Source organism: Acinetobacter sp. (assembly GCF_041919735.1).
Classification (GTDB): domain Bacteria; phylum Pseudomonadota; class Gammaproteobacteria; order Pseudomonadales; family Moraxellaceae; genus Acinetobacter.
Map to the genome: position 1 here is coordinate 59,632 of NZ_JAYRTF010000018.1, position 17,977 is coordinate 77,608.

General features: G+C 45.9%; 19 protein-coding genes and 1 pseudogene. 10 read left to right on the plus strand and 10 right to left on the minus strand.

What is annotated here, in order from left to right:
* Positions 1–18: 18 nt before the first annotated feature.
* A complete protein-coding gene (locus ACE3T3_RS11430; RefSeq protein WP_374667027.1) occupies positions 19–918 on the minus strand; it encodes a thiamine phosphate synthase in 900 nt (299 codons plus the stop codon).
* Between the two features lie 143 nt (positions 919–1,061).
* Between ACE3T3_RS11430 and hemP the strand changes: the two genes are divergently transcribed.
* Positions 1,062–1,232: a hemin uptake protein HemP gene (hemP, locus tag ACE3T3_RS11435; protein WP_067670649.1), complete on the plus strand. Its 171-nt coding sequence runs from the start codon at positions 1,062–1,064 to the stop codon at positions 1,230–1,232.
* A gap of 184 nt (positions 1,233–1,416) precedes the next feature.
* Here hemP and ACE3T3_RS11440 read toward each other — a convergent pair whose 3' ends face one another.
* The 4 genes from ACE3T3_RS11440 to ACE3T3_RS11455 form a co-directional block, all read right to left on the minus strand.
* Positions 1,417–2,766, minus strand: coding sequence for a sensor histidine kinase (locus ACE3T3_RS11440; protein ID WP_374667029.1), 1,350 nt, complete (start codon positions 2,764–2,766; stop codon positions 1,417–1,419).
* Between the two features lie 3 nt (positions 2,767–2,769).
* Complete coding sequence (locus ACE3T3_RS11445; protein ID WP_374667031.1) at positions 2,770–3,435, minus strand: response regulator transcription factor; 666 nt, start codon at positions 3,433–3,435, stop codon at positions 2,770–2,772.
* 173 nt (positions 3,436–3,608) lie between these two features.
* Positions 3,609–4,001 carry a NirD/YgiW/YdeI family stress tolerance protein gene (locus tag ACE3T3_RS11450; protein ID WP_374667033.1) on the minus strand — a complete coding sequence of 131 codons (393 nt, stop codon included), beginning with the start codon at positions 3,999–4,001 and terminating at the stop codon, positions 3,609–3,611.
* Between the two features lie 143 nt (positions 4,002–4,144).
* Entirely contained in the window at positions 4,145–5,902 is a 1,758-nt protein-coding gene (locus tag ACE3T3_RS11455) for a GspE/PulE family protein (RefSeq protein ID WP_374667035.1), read from the minus strand.
* A 136-nt stretch (positions 5,903–6,038) separates the two neighbouring features.
* Between ACE3T3_RS11455 and ACE3T3_RS11460 the strand changes: the two genes are divergently transcribed.
* A complete protein-coding gene (locus ACE3T3_RS11460; protein ID WP_374667037.1) occupies positions 6,039–6,185 on the plus strand; it encodes a hypothetical protein in 147 nt (48 codons plus the stop codon).
* A 70-nt stretch (positions 6,186–6,255) separates the two neighbouring features.
* The gene (locus ACE3T3_RS11465) at positions 6,256–7,458 is read left to right on the plus strand and encodes an MgtC/SapB family protein (RefSeq protein WP_374667069.1); all 1,203 of its coding nucleotides are present in this window, start codon (positions 6,256–6,258) and stop codon (positions 7,456–7,458) included.
* A gap of 337 nt (positions 7,459–7,795) precedes the next feature.
* Here ACE3T3_RS11465 and tsaA read toward each other — a convergent pair whose 3' ends face one another.
* Positions 7,796–8,509: a tRNA (N6-threonylcarbamoyladenosine(37)-N6)-methyltransferase TrmO gene (gene tsaA / locus ACE3T3_RS11470; protein ID WP_374667071.1), complete on the minus strand. Its 714-nt coding sequence runs from the start codon at positions 8,507–8,509 to the stop codon at positions 7,796–7,798.
* A gap of 105 nt (positions 8,510–8,614) precedes the next feature.
* Here tsaA and ACE3T3_RS11475 point away from each other — a divergent pair, with 105 nt between their 5' ends.
* Entirely contained in the window at positions 8,615–9,394 is a 780-nt protein-coding gene (locus tag ACE3T3_RS11475) for a ferredoxin--NADP reductase (protein ID WP_374667039.1), read from the plus strand.
* Between the two features lie 441 nt (positions 9,395–9,835).
* Here the strand turns inward: ACE3T3_RS11475 and ACE3T3_RS11480 are convergent, their stop codons facing one another.
* Positions 9,836–10,384 carry a hypothetical protein gene (locus tag ACE3T3_RS11480; protein WP_374667041.1) on the minus strand — a complete coding sequence of 183 codons (549 nt, stop codon included), beginning with the start codon at positions 10,382–10,384 and terminating at the stop codon, positions 9,836–9,838.
* A 308-nt stretch (positions 10,385–10,692) separates the two neighbouring features.
* Here ACE3T3_RS11480 and ACE3T3_RS11485 point away from each other — a divergent pair.
* A pseudogene (locus ACE3T3_RS11485) lies at positions 10,693–11,493 on the plus strand (DUF2071 domain-containing protein).
* A 529-nt stretch (positions 11,494–12,022) separates the two neighbouring features.
* On the opposite strand, the gene ACE3T3_RS11490 reads toward ACE3T3_RS11485, so the two are convergent.
* Positions 12,023–12,583 (minus strand): TetR/AcrR family transcriptional regulator, encoded by a 561-nt coding sequence (locus ACE3T3_RS11490; RefSeq protein ID WP_374667043.1) that lies wholly within the window; start codon positions 12,581–12,583, stop codon positions 12,023–12,025.
* A 260-nt stretch (positions 12,584–12,843) separates the two neighbouring features.
* On the opposite strand from ACE3T3_RS11490, the gene ACE3T3_RS11495 reads away from it, so the two are divergent.
* A complete protein-coding gene (locus tag ACE3T3_RS11495; RefSeq protein ID WP_374667046.1) occupies positions 12,844–13,689 on the plus strand; it encodes a hypothetical protein in 846 nt (281 codons plus the stop codon).
* Positions 13,690–13,846: 157 nt separating this feature from the next.
* The gene (locus ACE3T3_RS11500; RefSeq protein WP_374667048.1) at positions 13,847–13,999 is read left to right on the plus strand and encodes a hypothetical protein; all 153 of its coding nucleotides are present in this window, start codon (positions 13,847–13,849) and stop codon (positions 13,997–13,999) included.
* A gap of 45 nt (positions 14,000–14,044) precedes the next feature.
* Here the strand turns inward: ACE3T3_RS11500 and ACE3T3_RS11505 are convergent, their stop codons facing one another.
* Complete coding sequence (locus ACE3T3_RS11505) at positions 14,045–14,683, minus strand: cation transporter (protein ID WP_374667051.1); 639 nt, start codon at positions 14,681–14,683, stop codon at positions 14,045–14,047.
* A gap of 66 nt (positions 14,684–14,749) precedes the next feature.
* On the opposite strand from ACE3T3_RS11505, the gene ACE3T3_RS11510 reads away from it, so the two are divergent.
* From ACE3T3_RS11510 to ACE3T3_RS11520, 3 genes are all read left to right on the plus strand, one after another.
* A complete protein-coding gene (locus tag ACE3T3_RS11510) occupies positions 14,750–15,172 on the plus strand; it encodes a Cd(II)/Pb(II)-responsive transcriptional regulator (RefSeq protein WP_374667054.1) in 423 nt (140 codons plus the stop codon).
* A 258-nt stretch (positions 15,173–15,430) separates the two neighbouring features.
* Positions 15,431–16,828, plus strand: a complete 1,398-nt coding sequence (gene yegQ / locus ACE3T3_RS11515; RefSeq protein WP_374667056.1) for a tRNA 5-hydroxyuridine modification protein YegQ — start codon at positions 15,431–15,433, stop codon at positions 16,826–16,828.
* A gap of 1 nt (position 16,829) precedes the next feature.
* Positions 16,830–17,084 carry a YfhL family 4Fe-4S dicluster ferredoxin gene (locus tag ACE3T3_RS11520; RefSeq protein ID WP_374667058.1) on the plus strand — a complete coding sequence of 85 codons (255 nt, stop codon included), beginning with the start codon at positions 16,830–16,832 and terminating at the stop codon, positions 17,082–17,084.
* A gap of 507 nt (positions 17,085–17,591) precedes the next feature.
* Here the strand turns inward: ACE3T3_RS11520 and ACE3T3_RS11525 are convergent.
* Positions 17,592–17,977 (minus strand): FAD-dependent oxidoreductase (locus ACE3T3_RS11525; protein ID WP_374667060.1); only part of this gene is annotated, 386 nt, incomplete at its 5' end.

Sequence of the window (17,977 nt, forward strand, 5' to 3'; positions counted from 1 at the left end):
TACTTAAACTTCAAGCAGCTAAATAAAACGCATACCTGCAATGCCATAAGCATGATGATGCTGCGCATCAGGCAAATCCTCTGGGCGCATGCCGCCTAAGGCAAATACCGGAATATCCAGCTGCTGAGCTATATGCTCAAACTGTTCCCAGCCCAAAGCAGCAGCCTCTGGGTGGGTTTCTGTCGGCAGCACGGGACTCAGCAAAATCGCATCGCAGCCAATCGCCTGCGCATGGCGCGCTGAAATCAGATCATGGCAGGCAGCGATATAGCGCTGGCCGATTTTTAAGTCGCCTTTTTTTAAGGCCATTAATTGCGCCTGCTTTAAATGAATGGTGCCTACCGCCTGCTGCTGTATGCTGTTGAGCTGTTTCCAAAGCTCAATATTGATGATTAATTTATCCAGCAGATTGATATTGCTATGGGCTAAAGCAATAACCTGCTCCTGCCCGCTTTCCACGCGCCAATACAGCAGCTGCTGATCATTCAGTTCCGAAAGTATAGACAAATCATCCGCAATTTTGATTTGATGCGGCCAATGCAGGCGTTTCAGCATCGCTTTATTGGCTTTCGGAAAATTTAAATCCAGCAGCTGATCACGGCTGTACCACGCCCACGGCTGCTGGATTTCATTCAGCAGCTCATCCGGCACTGCAGCTTGGAACACATGCAGATTGACAATCACGTCCTCATATTCATGCCGGATAAAATCAAACGCATGCCAGTCATGCAGCCCGATCCCCACTTCTTCATAGATTTCACGGCGGCAAGCGTCTACGGGCGTTTCCCCCTCTTCAGCCTTGCCGCCCGGAAATTCATGCTTATTGCCCTGATGCTGTGACGCTTCACGCCAGCCGACCAAGACTTTAGCCTGATGCATCAGGATGCCAATCGCGATATGCAGATGAGGTTTGGACATAAAACCAGTTCCATTTTTTTTCAAAGTTTTACTGAGTGTAAGCAAATTTGAGTTTTTTATAAAATATGATCGTTTGCCGTTGACAGGCTTATTCGATAATGATTATCATTCAAGACACTCAAACACACCACGGAGTCGAAGGAATGAACGCACCATTTAGCTTATTTACCCGCAGCACAGAATCTCATCATGCCCTGCCCATGCTGCATTCCAATAACTTATTTGCATTGGGCCGTGAAATCCGCATCATGCATGCGGGCGAAGAATACCGTTTGCGTTTAACCCGCAACAATCGGCTGATTCTCACAAAATAATAAGAACAGCAAGATAATAATAAACGTGGGAACAGGCAGTATGAATCAGCGCATACTGCTTTTTTATGCAGGATGCATTGTTTATAAAGCACATTTTATCAATAAGAACTGTCCAATGCAGCGCGTACATGAAATGCGGATCTGCGATTTTGCTCAAAGCAGTTTATCTATCCACACATTCAGCTCACTCATCCAGCGCTTGCGGCAGCAAAATCTGCACTTTCAAACCGCCCAAATGCGATTGGCTGAATATCTGCTGGCCTTGATGCAATTCAATAATTTTTTTGCAAATCGACAGGCCTAATCCTGTACCTTGCGTTTGTGTTCCCAGCGCGCGGTAAAAACGCTCGCCCAAACGCTGCAGCACTTCATCCGTCACCTCTGTACCATTATCTTCAATACTCCATAGCGCCTGTCCCGCCTGCTCAGCCATTTGAATCTGCAGCACCCCCTGCATATTGGCATAACGGATGGCGTTATCAATTAAATTGCGCAGGCAAGTAAACAGCAATTCGGCATTGGCCATGACAGGCATGGGATTCATTTGCGCTTCAACCTGAATCTCTTTTTGCTGCACAAATGGCGCCAGCGCCTGAAGCGCCTCATGCGTCACATCCGCCAGATCGATGCGCGCTTTTGGCAAATCTTCCGGCTTAGACGGATCCAGCCGCGCCAGCAGCAGCAAATTTTCCAGCACCTGCGTGCCGCGGCTGACATCCTGCTGAATTTGCAGCAATTCCGCTGGCAGCTGTTCATGGCCTTGATATTTACGCTTCAAAACCTGCACACGCATTTGTATGGCAGACAGCGGAGAGCGCAGTTCATGCGATGCATCCGCAGTAAAGCGCTGCTCGGCAATCAGCGCATGCTTTACCCGTTCCAGCATGTGGTTCAGCTGCAGCACCATCGGCTGCAGCTCTGCCAATTCGGGCTCAGGTGAAATAATCGGCTCCAGATCATCCGCACTTTTTTCAGCAATCTGCTGCGATAAAGCATGGATAGATTTAAACTGCTGCTTCACCGAAATATGCACAATCAGCCATTGCAGGCACCAAAGCACAGCTAAAATCGCCGCATAGCCGGCTGCTGTAGACAGTATTTCTTCAAAACGCACATCCAGCCGCTGCACGGCGTACAGGGTCATATCTGAATCACTCTGCACAAAGGTCCGCCACAGCTTCTCCTTATGCCACATGATTGAGTAGCCCCGCGCAGCATGATTCTTGGTTAAAAACTGAAAGATTTCATTTTGCACATCTTCTGACTGGGTCAGGGTTTGCCCTTCATAAATCAGACGGTAGTGGATATCAAACTGATCACTCAACTCGTCAATCTGCTGCCCTGAAGTTTTGGTGATATCCGTCAGCAGCAGCATATCGGAAATCTCATCCATGATTTCATCCTGCAAATGCATGGTTTGATAGACTGAAATGCCCAGCAGCAGCAGCAGGGAAATTAAGCCGGCCGCAATTGAGCTGAAGACCGAGGTTTTGACCAGCCGATGCTGCAGTGAAACCGTCCGTTTGTTCTGCATGCCTTAGTCCTGCGGCTGATTCATGCGGTAGCCTAGACCGCGTATGGTTTTAATGTATTGGCTGCCGATTTTTTTGCGCAATTGGTAGATAAAGACTTCAATCGCATTGCTCTCAATTTCATCTCCCCAGGCATACAGGGATTCTTCCAGCTGCTCGCGGGTGATCACATGCTCAGGCTTCTGCATCAGCTTATACAGAATCTGAAACTCTTTGGCCGTCAGCGTGAGGGTTTCGCCATTTTGAATGACAATTTTGGCTTGGGTATCTAAAGTGAGATCGGCAAATTGAATTTGCTGGCTGTTGATGCTGTGCTTTTGACGCATTTGAGAACGCACGCGCGCAGACAGTTCTTCCAAGCTGAAAGGCTTAACCAAATAATCATTGGCGCCCAAATCCAGCCCTTCCACCCGGTCCTGTACGCTGTCACGCGCGGTGAGAAAGATCACTGGGGTATTCAGCTGTTTTTTGCGCAAAGCGCGCAGGATATCATCGCCTGTCGCTTTAGGCAGGCCACGGTCGAGCAGCACGCAGTCATATTGATGCTGTTCAATCGCGGAGATGGCAAAATCCCCGCGCTCCACCCAATCGATGCTGTAGCCGTCCATTTCCAGCCAAGTTTTAATGCTTTGCGCCTGAGAAGCGTCGTCTTCCGCCAGTAGAATTCTCATCTCATTCCCCCGCTTATTTTTCTGTTATTTCACAGCATCATACTGCTTAACCGCATCTTGCTGCCTAAAAATTTGATCACTGCTGATGGCGCAAATAAAAACAGCATGGCTTCTTTAAGAATCACCATGCTGTGAAGAAAATCTAATGCATACCGCCGTCATCAGATGACTGTTTAGAATTTTACGCTGTCCACATCAATGCTGACGTGTTTTGCCGGTTTGTAATCAACATCAACTTCACCTGTAATGGTTACTGGAGTTTTCGCCAAGACTTTTTTGCCTTGCCAAAGCTTATTGTCGATATCGGCAGTAATGGTTCCGGTGCTGTCACGGAATTGATATTTTTCATCCCCCAGCGATTTCACCACATGGCCTTTCAGCTCAACTTTTGTATCATCTTTTAAAGTCAGCGCTTGCTTCACTGTTACCGGCTTTGCAAAAGCCGCATGATTGACCGCTTCATGCGCTGCATGTTCTGGGGCAGGCGCTTTCACGGTATTGGCCATAGACAGCGCTGATACAGCAGTAAAACCAGCTGCCAAAATTGCTTTAGTGAACTTATTCATCGTTCTAGCCTCTTAGTTGTATTGCCTAGTTGTATTGCTTAATGATGCAATATTGCGTTAAGAGCATTAAAACAGCAGCAAATGAACTGAACCTTAAGAGGCTAAAAGGCATGCGGCAGCAAGGCATGAACGCAAGCATGGCTTTAATTTAACGGCACAACCCGCAGCACTTCTTCTAAGGTGGTAATCCCAGCAACCACTTTGCGCGCACCGGCAATCCGCAGCGGCTCAATGCCCTCTTTGCGCGCCTGCAGGCGCAGCTGGGCCAAATCCGCATTGGCGCCAATCAGCTGCTTGATATCCAGACTGAGCGGCATAAACTCATAAATCCCGACACGGCCTTTATAGCCGGTATGGCGGCATTCTTCACAACCCACAGCCTTAAATACAAATTCCGGCGTCTTCACATTGTAATCAAAGGTTAGATGCTTCCACTCTTGGTCATCAATAAAGGTTTCCTGCTTGCAGTGCGGACATAGCTGACGCACCAGCCGCTGCGCCAATACGCCTAGAATGGTGGCTGCGGTTAAGAACGGCTGCACTCCCAAATCGTGCAGACGGGTCAAGCTCGAAGGCGCATCATTGGTATGCAGTGTCGACAGCACCAAGTGGCCGGTCAATGCCGCCTGAATCGCCATATTGGCCGTATCGTGATCCCGAATCTCTCCCACCATAATAATGTCCGGATCTTGACGCATCAGCGCGCGCACGCCATCAGCAAAGCCTAAATCAATGCCGGTATTCACCTGCATCTGGTTGAAGCTCGGCTCCAGCATCTCAATCGGATCTTCAATGGTGCAGACGTTGACTTCTTCGGTCGCCAGCTGTTTTAAAGAGGAATACAGCGTGGTGGTTTTGCCCGAACCGGTTGGCCCTGTCACTAAAATAATGCCGTGACTGTGGCTGGTCAGCTGGTTCCAAGATTCCTGCAGGCGCCCTTCAAAACCCAGCTGCTGAAAGCTGCGCACCAAGACATCCGGGTCAAAAATACGCATCACCAGCTTTTCACCAAAAGCGGTCGGCAGCGTCGATAAACGCAGTTCGGTTTCCTGCCCCTTCGGCGTGCGGGTTTTTAAGCGGCCGTCCTGCGGCTTGCGTTTTTCCGCCACATTCATGCGGCCCAAAATTTTGATGCGGGAAATCACCGCAGTCAGCGTATTGGCCGGCATGTTGTAAATGGTATGCAGCACGCCATCAATACGGAAACGCACTTTGCCTGTATCTTTGCGCGGTTCTAAATGAATGTCGCTGGCGCCCTGTTCAAAGGCAAACTGCAGCACCCAGTCCACCAATTTGACAATGTGCTGATCGTTGGCATCGGGGTTCTGTGAATCCCCCAATTGCAGCAAGGCTTCGACGCCTTTATTTTCACGGTCATACGCCGAAGATTTTTGTGAATTGCTGACGGCGCGGCTGACTTGGTAATACTCCACCAAATAGCGCTGCAGCTGGTCTGGGCTGAGCAATACGCGCTGAATTTTTCTCGGCAGCACGGTGCGCTCTAAGTTTGCCATCCATTCGGTTTTATAAGGCTGATCGGTGGCAATCAGCACATGTTCATTTTGCAATTCAACCGCCAGAATTTTGTTGCGCATGGCAAATTCTTGCGACATCACGCTGGTCAGCGACTGCACATCGGCTTTTAACGGATCAATGATATAAAAAGGCAAACCAGACTTTTCTGACAGCCATTGGCACAGGCGGTTCAGGGTCAATTTGCTTTGCGGATGCGCCGCATCCGGCAAATTGAAATTGGCAATCCACTGCAAGGGATGCCATTTCAGCTGATCGCGCTGGCGGTGCGTGGTCTGAATCAGCATTTTTTCGCGTTCGATAATACGCCCGTCTTTTTGTAATTGCTCTAAACACCAAGAAGTATCAATTTCAAAATTATATGTCATTTGTTCATGTCCCCAAACATGCGCTCACTATAGCAAGTTTTCGGCCGGCTATTGAACTTTTCAGCAAATGAAAGCCATCAATTCAGCGCAGAGATGCCGGACATCAAATCAAAAAATCATCATCTGAAGCTGCGGCATGATCCGCCATCTGCTGGTGCGGATTCTGCTGCGACTATCCAAAGCCTTATATATTTTAGGGATATCTGAAAAATGCCGTGATTTGCACTTGATCAAGCCGAAATACATCGCCTATATTTCAAATCAGGCATTTGCTTCCATTTAATCGTTCGGGGCCATTTTTGGATTTTTCAACACTGTCTGTCACGGCAAATTCATTTCAAGAACTGCTGACCATGTTTGCATCAGCGCTTGGCTGCGGCTTATTGATCGGTCTTGAGCGTGAACGCAGCAAGCAGCGGGAAAATCAGCACAGTTTTGCAGGGCTCCGGTCTTTTGCTGTCTGTGCGCTGTTAGGCGCCATGTGCTTTCTGTTTGGCCCGGTCATTGGCGTGACTGGCGCCGCCATCGTCGGCGGCATGGCCATTTTTTCCATAAAAAATCAGCCGGATGACCCAGGCATTACCACTGAACTGGCTTTTGTCATGACCTATTTTATTGGCGCAATGTGCTTATGGAACAGCTCACTGGCTGCAGGCCTTGCCCTATGCCTCACCATTATTTTAATGGCCAAGCACTCCATGCACAGCCTTGCCGGCAAATGGATTACCGAAGCTGAGTTTAGAGACGGCCTTTTTTTACTGGCGCTGATTCTGATTGCCTTGCCTTTAACGCCCAATGCCCCGCTGTGGGGGCCGGCTTTAAATCCCTATACCATATTAAAGCTGCTGACGCTGATCTTGGCCGTGCAGTCACTTGCGCATATTGCGAAACGGCTGCTGTCCTCTAAAAATGCCATGATTTTATCGGCGCTCGCCTCCGGCTTTGTCTCCAGTACTGCTACGATTGCCAGTTTGGGCATGGAAGTCCGCGCAGGCCGTGCCGATGCAAAAAGCAATGCCGGTGCAGCCTTAATGTCTTGCGTAGCCACTTTGCTGCAGCTGCTGATTATTGTTGCGGGGCTCAGCATGCTCTGGCTTAAAGTAGTCATTCTGCCCACGCTTATCGCCGCAGCAATTCTTGCGCTATGCGCCTATCTGCTGCTTCGGCATACGGCGCCGGCTGTGCAGACACATCAGTCAGATAGCCGAATGTTCAGCCTGAAAGAAGCAGGCATTATTGCCGCCACCCTCACGCTGATTCAAGCAGGTGTGTATGGGCTAACGCTCTGGCTTGGCGATGCCGGCTTAATTGCAGGCACGCTGCTGGCCTCTTTGTTTGAAATACATGCCGCCATGGCTGCCGTGGTGATTCAAGGGACACCGGCAGATCAGGCCGTATTTTTTGCCTTTATTTTGGGTTTAGCTGCGCATGCGGCCGCCAAATCAGCCAATGCGTTGCTCACTGGCGGATGGAAGTTTTTTCTGGCTTTTGCGCCTATTCAAATCCTGCATATGGCTGTGCTGATTATATTGCTGTATTGGAATATGCAAATTTAGCTCAGTGGTTAATTGAAAAACGAAATATGAACTCATTCAGCTGAAAAGCCTGAGCCTTTCAGCCCTTGCCGACTCCCCATTCCTGGACGGAGGCGCGTATTGCTTGCAGCCGTAAACCTATGCAGACAATTACAAAATATGGTTCTTTTCACACCGCTGATCATTCACCCAATGATCCAATCCATTTCAATTCAATGCCCGCACAAAAACAGTTGAGCGCAAGCCTAATCCCGGCATGCAGCGGGTATAAGGATGCTGGCGCAATTCATGCTTAATTCAATGGAATTGGATCAGTTTAAGCAAGCAGCATCAAAAAGATGATTTTCCGCGCTTTGTTCTATTGCATAATCTCAGTAATGCAAACAAACGTATCACCCACCTGAAACTTCACATTAAAGCCTGCAAATAATAGGCCATAGCTTCGATCTGCATCTTCCTGATAAGCCGGCCGCGGGTCTAATGACAGCACCGCTTCCAGTTCGCTCACCGTTTGCGCATTTAAGCTGCGCCTATGCATCAGCTGATCCCGCTGCGCAGCGGCCGCATCAGTCCAAATCACCTGCTTTCGCTGAGGTTCAGCCTGAGCATAGCCGCTTTGCGCACCTTGCACCGCATCTGAATAATGAATATAAGGCTTAATATCAATAATCGGCGTGCCATGCAGCAGATCACTGCCTGTCACATACACGCGGACGGATTTCCCCTGCTTCTTCACGGCTTTCAGCCGCACTACAGATAGGCCGATAGGCGCTGGACGGTACATGCTGCGCGTAGCAAATACGCCTATTTTTTTGTTGCCGCCCAAACGCGGCGGACGCACCTGCGGACGGAATTTATCGCTATCTTGCTGATTTTTATTGTCATGAAATTGCCAGACCAGCCAAAGATGGCTGAATTCTTCGATGCCTTCAAAAGCCAAAAGGTCATTATACGGCGCCTGCATTTCAATATACGATTCGACTTGAACCAAATTCGGCTGCCGCGGAATACCGAATTTTTCTTGGTAGGGAGAGTGCATATACCCAATAATTGGCAGATTCAAGCCCTTCATAATCACTTTTTCTGATAAGTTCAATTAAATATATTCAGTTTATCGAGAATGATTTTAGATTAGAATAGCAGGCTGTCCTAATTTGATAATTTATTGAGACTTTTAATGGCTGCTTTCAACGTCGAAAAGATTACTCACGTACACCACTGGAATGACACTTTATTCAGTTTTAAAACTACCCGCGATACAGCGCTGCGTTTTAAAAATGGTCAATTTGTGATGATCGGTCTTGAAGTAAATGGTAAGCCTTTAATGCGCGCATATTCGATTGCCAGCGCAAACTACGAAGAAGAGCTAGAGTTTTTCTCTATTAAAGTTCCAGATGGCCCTTTAACGTCTATTTTGCAAAAAGTAAAAGTAGGCGATGACATTCTTGTTTCTAAAAAACCTACGGGCACTTTAGTTCTTGACGATTTAAACCCAGGCAAAAACTTGTATCTGCTTTCTTCGGGTACTGGCCTTGCTCCATTCCTTTCGGTTATCCGTGATCCGGAAACCTATGAACGCTTTGAAAAAATCATTGTTGTTCACGGTACACGCTTCATTTCTGAATTGGCGTATCAAGACCTGATTGAAAATGAAGTGCCAAATCATGAATTCTTCGGCGAGTTAGGCGCTAAAGAAAAGTTAGTCTATTACCCGACTGTGACTCGTGAAGAATTTCATACTCAAGGCCGCGTGACTACGGCAATCGAAACAGGCGAGCTGTTTGAGAAAATTGGCTTGCCGCGTTTCAATCCGGAAACTGACCGTGCAATGTTATGCGGCTCACCGGCATTCCTTGATGATGTTGCTGCGCTGCTTGACCAGCATGGCCTGAAAGAATCTCCGCGTATGGGCGTATTAGGCGACTACGTGATTGAACGTGCATTTGTCGAAAAATAATTTTCTGCACGTAAAAAAAGCGCATTTTAAATGCGCTTTTTTTTGGTTTTGGATTTTTAGTTTGTGTGCATTTTGGGTTTTCAGCGGCATTGGATCTGATTGGCTTCAAAGTGTTTTTATCCCCCCACGTTTCTGTCTGCATTAAAACTGTTTTAAACGCGGCATTCCATTGAAATGCAACATTATCATCCAGATAGTGTAATAGCATTTTTCCGTACATACCTGCTTTTCCGCAAAAGCGGCTGTGGCTATTGTGGCTGCGCCATTGATTTATAAATCGCTTAAAACGGGAAAACACTATGTGGAGATTTCTGCCGGCGGCGCAAGCCACTCGAAAGAGGCCGGCAATTAGATGATTGCCTACACCTGACCTGATCAAAAAGCTGAACTTTATTTTTATGCTGTCATACTTCAGAAGCAAAATTTTCTTCTGCAAAAACACTATTTTTCACAATGGATCGGCATTTCTGAAGCCATCGGTGCAACAGGGAAAAAAGCTAAAGAACTGCTGGATAAGCTTAATAATTTATTTTCAGTCCAATCAAATTGCTGAAAAACCTCTTTTAAGCGGGCCGCATATCCTGGGTCATCCGACTGCACTGCTTGCAACTGAATTTCGCTCAGGCGCACAGTGCTGCCATTTAAAGCCCATTGCGCTGTGACCTGAATGCTGGATTGCTGCACAGCAGCGCCGCGCTGGATTTGAGTGACGCTTGCCGATGCATAGGTGCCGTCCGCGCGATACTGATCCTGCGTATGGGTTTTGATTTGATATTCGGCAATTTCAGAGCTGCAGCGCCATGTTCCAATCAGCTTTAAACGGTTCTGCTGCTCCATGTCGGCAAACACTTTTTCCGCAGAAACGGCAGCCATCATCTGCGGGCTGCTCATCAGCAGCATCAGCATACAGCCGATTTTTAACCATGCTGTTTTTTTCGGATGCGTTCTTTGCAAATCGGTTCTTTGTAAATCGAATATTCTTAAATCCATGATTTTCATTTTATTAGTTTTTATCCATTGTATTGCGAAGTTGCGTCTGCTTAAAAGCGCTAAACAGTCTTTCAGCACGCTTATTTTTATACGGCAAATATCAAACACTATCTGCCCATGCTTTAAACATCTGAATGACGCAGAACGCAATCTGAGATTCTTCACAAAAACATTCCGCAGCATGCATAGCCATTGGGCATATCCTTACGCATAAAAAAACCGAATCAATTCAATCATATTGATAATGGATTCCCGATGCTTATTTGCTAAAATCAAATCACAACGATAAATTTTTAAAACCGTACTTTATGACCGACTTTAACGCATTCCCAGAATTAAAATTCAAAGACTTTTTACACCCCCGACCGCAGCCCAAAGGCATTGATGTGCAATGCAAACTGCAGCATTTTGCGCTCATCACTTATGCCTTAGACCCAAAACGCTTCAACAGCATTATCCCCAAACGCTTTAAGCTGGACACCATTCATTATCAGGGCAAAGAACAGGCGCTGATGTCTGTGGTGCCGTTTATCGATGTTGACTTTACGTCTGCAGTGTACCCATTTCCAAACTTCACCATGGGGCAAACCAATTACCGTGTATATGTGATTGATCAGGAAACCCAGGAACGCTGTGTCTGGTTTATTGGAACGACGCTTGATTCATGGACATTGATCGTGCCCCGCTATTTATGACAATTGCCTTGGCATGCCGCCAATTTCACTTTTGACTGCCAGCTGGATCATTCAGGCTTATACACGCATTATAAAATGCAGACGCAATCCTCTTGGGCCGCTGCCGAATTAGAGCTCAGCCAATCTGCAGACGACTTATGGAACTTTGACGGTTTTCCGGATCTGGAAAGCTATCAAGTATTTTTAACCCATCCCCTTGCCGGTTTTTATCACCGCAGAGACGGAAAATTAGGCACTTACCGCGTATGGCATGACCGCCTTCAGCCGAAACCGGCAAAATTGCACCATGCACGCTTCGAGCTTTTGGCCCGCATGGGCTTGGTTTCATTTGAAGATCAGCAAAAGCCTTGCAGCGTACTGATTGAACCCGTCAATGAGTTCACGATTTATCTGCCGCCTGCCGTACTGAACTGATAGATCAGCAGAATTTTTCAAATATTTTGAACATTTGGTATAAAAAATAAAATAATGAGCAAAAAATGATAAACATCTGTTGTTTTTTGAAACAAATTCTTTATAATCCCACCAAACAGACAAGTCTGTCTATTTTGCTGATAAAAACCGAATGACTTCAAGCATTCAGAGGGTAAAAATAAATACGAGAAGACGTATAAAGCGTCTCACCAACAAATCACTTGCCAATGCTAACAGGGTAAATGATTTGATATAAACGACTTATCAGCAAAGCGTGATTATCCCAAGTAATCACGCTTTTTTATTGCCTGAAATTCTTTGGCTTTATAATTCGATGATAAAAATAAGAGCGCAGATAACCACATGAATCAGCTGAAAAAGCTATGCAGGACACTCTAAATACGTTCAATCCTTTCTAAATAAATTCCATCCCTAAACTGACGGTTAGGCCTTTTTATTATTCTTAAATCAGCATTTTAAGTTTTGATTATTTTACAGCTGAATGTAAAGCGCGGCATGCAGCTGGATTTCAGGCCAGTTCCAATTGAATTAAGGTTTCCACTCGTTTCCAATAGCTTTCTAAATTGACTTGGTCAGGATCAATTTGCGCTTGAATGGTCATGCCATCCAAAATGCTGGATAAGAAAGAGGCCAGCTGGTCGGGCTGCTGAATGCCTAAATGCAGCAGCGCATTGCTTAACTGCCCTTTCAGCCATTCTTTATAATCAATCGCGGGCTGCAGCGATGACGGATAAATTTTAGAAATTTCTTCTACTGCTTTTTGAAACATGCAGCCGTTAAAATCTTCAGTATGAAACCAAGCGTCATACCAAACAAAAATAGTGCGCAGATGGGACAGATAATCCTGCGGATCGCATTGTGCAATTGCAGCGGCTAAAGTAGTTTGCAAATTATGATTCCTGACTGTCAGGCATTCTTCAATCAATTTGGCCTTTGATGGAAAATATTTATAAAACGTCATTTTCGCAACGCCCGATTCACTGATAATGCGATCTATACCAATCGAGTTATAACTATGTGAATTGAAAAGAGCAAGCGCTGTATTAATGATGTCCTGTTTTTTTGTCATTTATTTTACCTGATGCAAAAAACTTTAAAATTAGACAATTAAGCTTTTGAACTATGAAGGGCTGCACATCCATGCACAGTGCATCGCAATATTATACGAATTATATATTAAAATCATAAAGGCAAACGGCTTTTATATAAAATACTGGATAGTTAAAATCAAGATATTGAAATATAAGAAATTAAACCGATAAAAAAACTGGAAGAATCAATTTATTTTCTCTATGATAAATTCATGAAAATTAAAATTTAATGCAGGGTATGAATACACTCTCTTTCACTCAATCTGAACATACCCGCACAGAGCTTCTGCATTTTATTGAACACTCAGTAAGCCATGATTTATGGGAAAAAAATACCGCTGCGGTCAATAAATTAAAGCAGTCTGCGGCACATCATGCTGTGTTCCAGCACCCGATTTTAACTCAACTGCATCAAAGCCAGCTGAGCCTTGAACAGCTGAAGTTTATTCATCTCAATTATTTTACTGCAATTGTGAAAATTTTCACTGATACGCTGAGCATGGCCATATATCAAGCGCTCTGCCTTGAACATCATGCAAATTTGCTTTCCAAAGACCGCATCGCAGCAAAAATTTATGCCCGCTACCTGCTTTCACTGAATTTAATGGATGAGCTGGGCTTCAATACGCGCCAGCTAGAAAAAAGCTCAGCGTCAAAATCGCATTTGGTGTATTTCTTAAATTTGATGCAGCAGCTGGAACTGGATCCTTCCGATCAGCAACATACACAGGCTGAAGCTGTGGCGCTGGCTCAATTCATACAGCAGCATCTGCACTCTTATGCGGACTTGCTGCTGATTCTTGCCTGCACCGAACTGCAGGTAATCAAATTCAGTGAAGCGCTGCGGGTCAATATTTCCGCTTATGACCCCATGTATATCCACGGCTATTACGCATGCCACGGCATCGCGCAACAAAACGGGACCGCCTTAGCCAATGATGATAATCATGAAGATGATATTTGGGCCCTGCTGACACAATGCTATATGCGGGAGAATGGCCCGCATTTGACGCAATTGCAGGTCGAATATTTGCAGCTGTGGGAGCGTTTTTGGAGCAAAATGCAACCATGCGCCGCGGCATAATCAGCGCTTTTAAAGCTTGAATGCCGTGTTTTGAAAATGCAGTATATTGAAGATGATCTGCCTGCATCTGAGCACCAATCATCTGATTGCTTTTAAGCCATCAAAAATAAGCCCTCAAAACGGCTTAGGCTTCAGATCAAGCGGATGAATGATTTTGATGAATAATGTTCAATCTAATGGCAAAGCATCAACCGCAAGGCCAAATAGCCATGCAGTTGATGCGCATTATATGGATCATGCAGAATATTTGGGTATTTATTCATTCAAATCAAAAAACCATTCTGAAGCAGCAGCGTTCAGCGCCGCCTAGATCAAAGTTTTCAGCGCCTCAGCCCAGTCTGCGCCATTTTTCGATCTACTCGCACACCTGAGTTTCTGCTGCAGCAGATGCTTTGCGCTCTTGCAGGGCTTTGCTGATCACCTGATAGCCGCCTGTCAACCCCAGCCCGGCCATGATCACCGCCACGATGATATCCGGCAGCAAACTGCCTGTGCCAAACACCCCAATAGCGGCAAAAATAACCGCCACATTGCCAATCGCATCATTTCGGCTGCACAGCCAGACCGATTTCATATTGGAATCGCCATCACGGAACGTATATAAAATGACAGCAGCAGTGACATTGGCAATGAGCGCCAGCACCCCGATCGCCCCCATGGTGATTGCTTCTGGCGGAATGCCTTGCACATATGCATAAATTACCTTGCCAATCACGATTAAGCCAAATGCGGCCATTACGATTCCCTTCAGCAAAGCAACGGTTGCCCGCCAATATAAGCTGGCGCCAAGCACCGCCAATGAAACGGCGTAATTGACTGAATCACCAAAAAAGTCAAGTGAATCGGCCCAGAGTGAAGATGAATGCGCATAAGCGCCGCCGATTAATTCAACCATAAACATGGTCAAATTAATGAACAGCGCAATCCATAATGCGGTTCTGAATTTGCTGTCCGGTTTTTTTGGTGCGGGTTCATGACTGCAAGTACATGCCATTTTCAAGATGCTCCATGATGTATTATCCTTATTTAAAACTATGGACTAACTCCAAGGTCAAGCAAAATGAATCAAGCGCCTCCTGCTGCAGAGTATTTAATGAAAGATCTGGTGCAAAAAACAGGATTAAGCGCCGATACCATCCGTTTTTATGAAAAAAAAGAATTGATTCAGCCCACTTTGCGCGGTGAAAATAATTACCGCTATTACAACAGCCATGCTTTGCGCAGGCTGGTTTTTATTCAGCGCTGCCGTGCGCTGGACATGACATTAAAGGAAATTCAGGCGCTGATTGAGTTGGAGCAAAATCCAAAACAGGATTGCTGCGCAGTCAACGAAGTAATTGATGCGCATTTAATTCATGTGCAGAACCGCATCGCAGAGCTGCAAAAATTTCAAGTTCAGCTTCAAGAACTGCGCCAATCCTGCACGTCGCAATCGACCATAGATGATTGCCAGATTTTAAAACAGCTGGAATCATTAGATTAAAAAAACGTCATCCGCACGGCCTCTCAGAACAATAAATCGTCTGCTTGGCGATTTTATTTCGCCCTGAAGATCCGCTCAGCACCGATTGCGCCTGAAAACTTCGTGGCTTGGTTCTTCAATTTCCAGCCAGCCGAGATCAAGCGCATCATTGATTCAGATTAAGCGGCCCATTTCGCGGTGAATCCCGAGCTTTTTACTGGGTTGAATCTGTTTTTTAAATCCATACAATAAAGCCATATTTTTTGTATGCCTTTTGACATGACCATCTCCCACGTAACCGAACTCCTCTCTCCTGCCGGCTCGCTGAAAAATATGCGTTACGCATTTGCCTATGGCGCAGACGCGGTTTATGCAGGCCAGCCGAGATACAGTTTGCGTGTGCGCAACAACGCTTTTGATCATGACAATTTGCAAATCGGCATTTCTGAAGCGCATGCTTTAGGCAAAAAATTCTATGTGGTGGTGAATATTCAGCCGCATAACTCCAAATTGAAAAACTTCATCCGAGATTTAGAACCGGTTGTCGCAATGCAGCCTGATGCGCTGATTATGTCTGACCCAGGTTTAATCATGATGGTGCGCGAGCACTTTCCTGATGTTGCCGTGCATTTGTCGGTTCAGGCCAATGCGGTGAATTGGGCTACGGTCAAATTTTGGAAAAATATGGGGCTGACCCGCGTGATTTTATCGCGCGAGTTATCTATGGAAGAAATTGAGGAAATTAAAAATAACGTGCCGGATATGGAAATTGAAGTTTTCGTCCACGGCGCGTTATGCATGGCTTATTCCGGCCGCTGCTTACTTTCCGGCTATATGAACAAACGTGATGCTAACCAAGGCGCTTGCACCAATGCGTGCCGCTGGGACTATAAAATTCACGAGGCAGCTGAAGATGAAACTGGTGATGTTATTCCAGTAACACAAATTGAAGAATCATCATGCTGTCAAAACAAAGATGCCGACGAGCAGCACGCCATACAACAACACCAATTTGGCGAGCCGGTTTTATTACAGCGCAATGAAGAAGACATGTTCGCAGCCGAAGAAGACGAACATGGCACTTACTTCATGAACTCCAAAGATCTGCGTGCCGTACAGCATGTGGACCGTTTGACCAAGATGGGCATTCACTCCCTGAAAATTGAAGGCCGCACCAAATCCTATTTTTACTGCGCCCGCACCGCGCAAATCTACCGCAAAGCCATTGATGATGCGCTGGAAGGAAAACCTTTCGATCCGTCACTGATGTCTCAGCTGGAAGGCTTGGCCAACCGCGGCTATACCGAAGGCTTTTTACGCCGCCATGTGCACAGCGAATATCAAAATTATGAAACCGGCTCATCACGTTTCGATCACCAGCAGTTTGTCGGCGAAGTTTTGGAGCGCAATGGCGATTACATCAAAATTGAAGTGAAAAACCGCTTTGTTGTCGGTGACTCACTGGAACTGATGACGACTTCAGGCAATATCACTTTTGAATTGACTGAAATGAAAGACAAAAAAGGCAACTTGATTGATGATGCCAAAGGTTCAGGCCACATTGTCGATATTCCAGTCCCAGCTGATGTTGACATGAACTTTGCCCTGCTGATCCGCAATTTGCCAAGTTCAACAGCGGATATTTCAGCGTCCTCTTTGGCTTACGCAGCGGGCTGATATGGCTTTAAGAATTACTGCGCAGTGCATCAATTGCGATATGTGCCTGCCGGAATGCCCGAATGAAGCGATTTATGAAGGCGCTAAAGTGTATGAAATTGATGCGGCGCGCTGTACAGAATGTGTGGGCTTTTATGACCATCCGACCTGTAAAGCCGTCTGCCCGATTGACTGCATCGAACTGCATCCTGAACATGTCGAGACACAGGATCAGCTGATGAAAAAATTTGAGGGCTTGAACTTATTTCAAAAATGACTCTGGAGGGAGCGACGCCAAGAGGAACGGATGTGAATCCAAAGTTCCCGGATAAAACTATAACGAACATTATAAAAATTAACACGCTGTGTTGGGAAAAGGTCAAAGCTTTGAGGGGGAAGTTTTGACCTTTTTTCTTTTGCATTTTTTGTGAATACAGCCCGTAGAACGTGCGCTGATTTTTTAATTCGTTTTAATTCTTTGCTGTTAAAGCCGCTTGATTGAAATGTCCTAGATCTAATCCACTGAGGCTTCTGCATTGCGCTTTTATTGACAGCCATTGAAGCCAATCAAACCGTGCTGAGTTAAAAGCACATTGGCTTAGATCCGGCATTTCAAAAAAACAGGTATAAAAACAAAAAAAGGAACTTCGGTGTTAGCGTCCAAAGTTCCTAAAAGGGTGAATACCCTTGAAAAAGGATATTTCAAATATGCTTTTGGTTTCAAGATAAAGCGCGGACGCTTTATCTTGAGTGATGCTTTATCTTAAGTTTGATTCAGCAGCAATTACTGCCCTGAACGGATGATGTAATCAAAGGCAGACAGCGATGCTTTCGCGCCTTCACCTGTGGCGATGATGATTTGCTTGTACGGCACAGTTGTACAGTCACCGGCAGCAAACACGCCTTTCACATTGGTTTCGTTGCGTTCGTTAATCACGATCTCGCCGCGGTTTGAAAGCTCTACAGCGCTTTCTTTTAAGAAATCCGTGTTCGGCAATAAGCCGATTTGCACGAAGATCCCTGCCAATTCCACTGTTTTGATTTCATCGGTCGCGCGGTCTTTGTATTTCAATGCAGTCACTTGTGAACCGTCACCGACGACTTCAGTTGATAATGCATTCATGATCACTGTGGTGTTCGGCAAGCTGTGCAGTTTGTCCTGCAGCACTT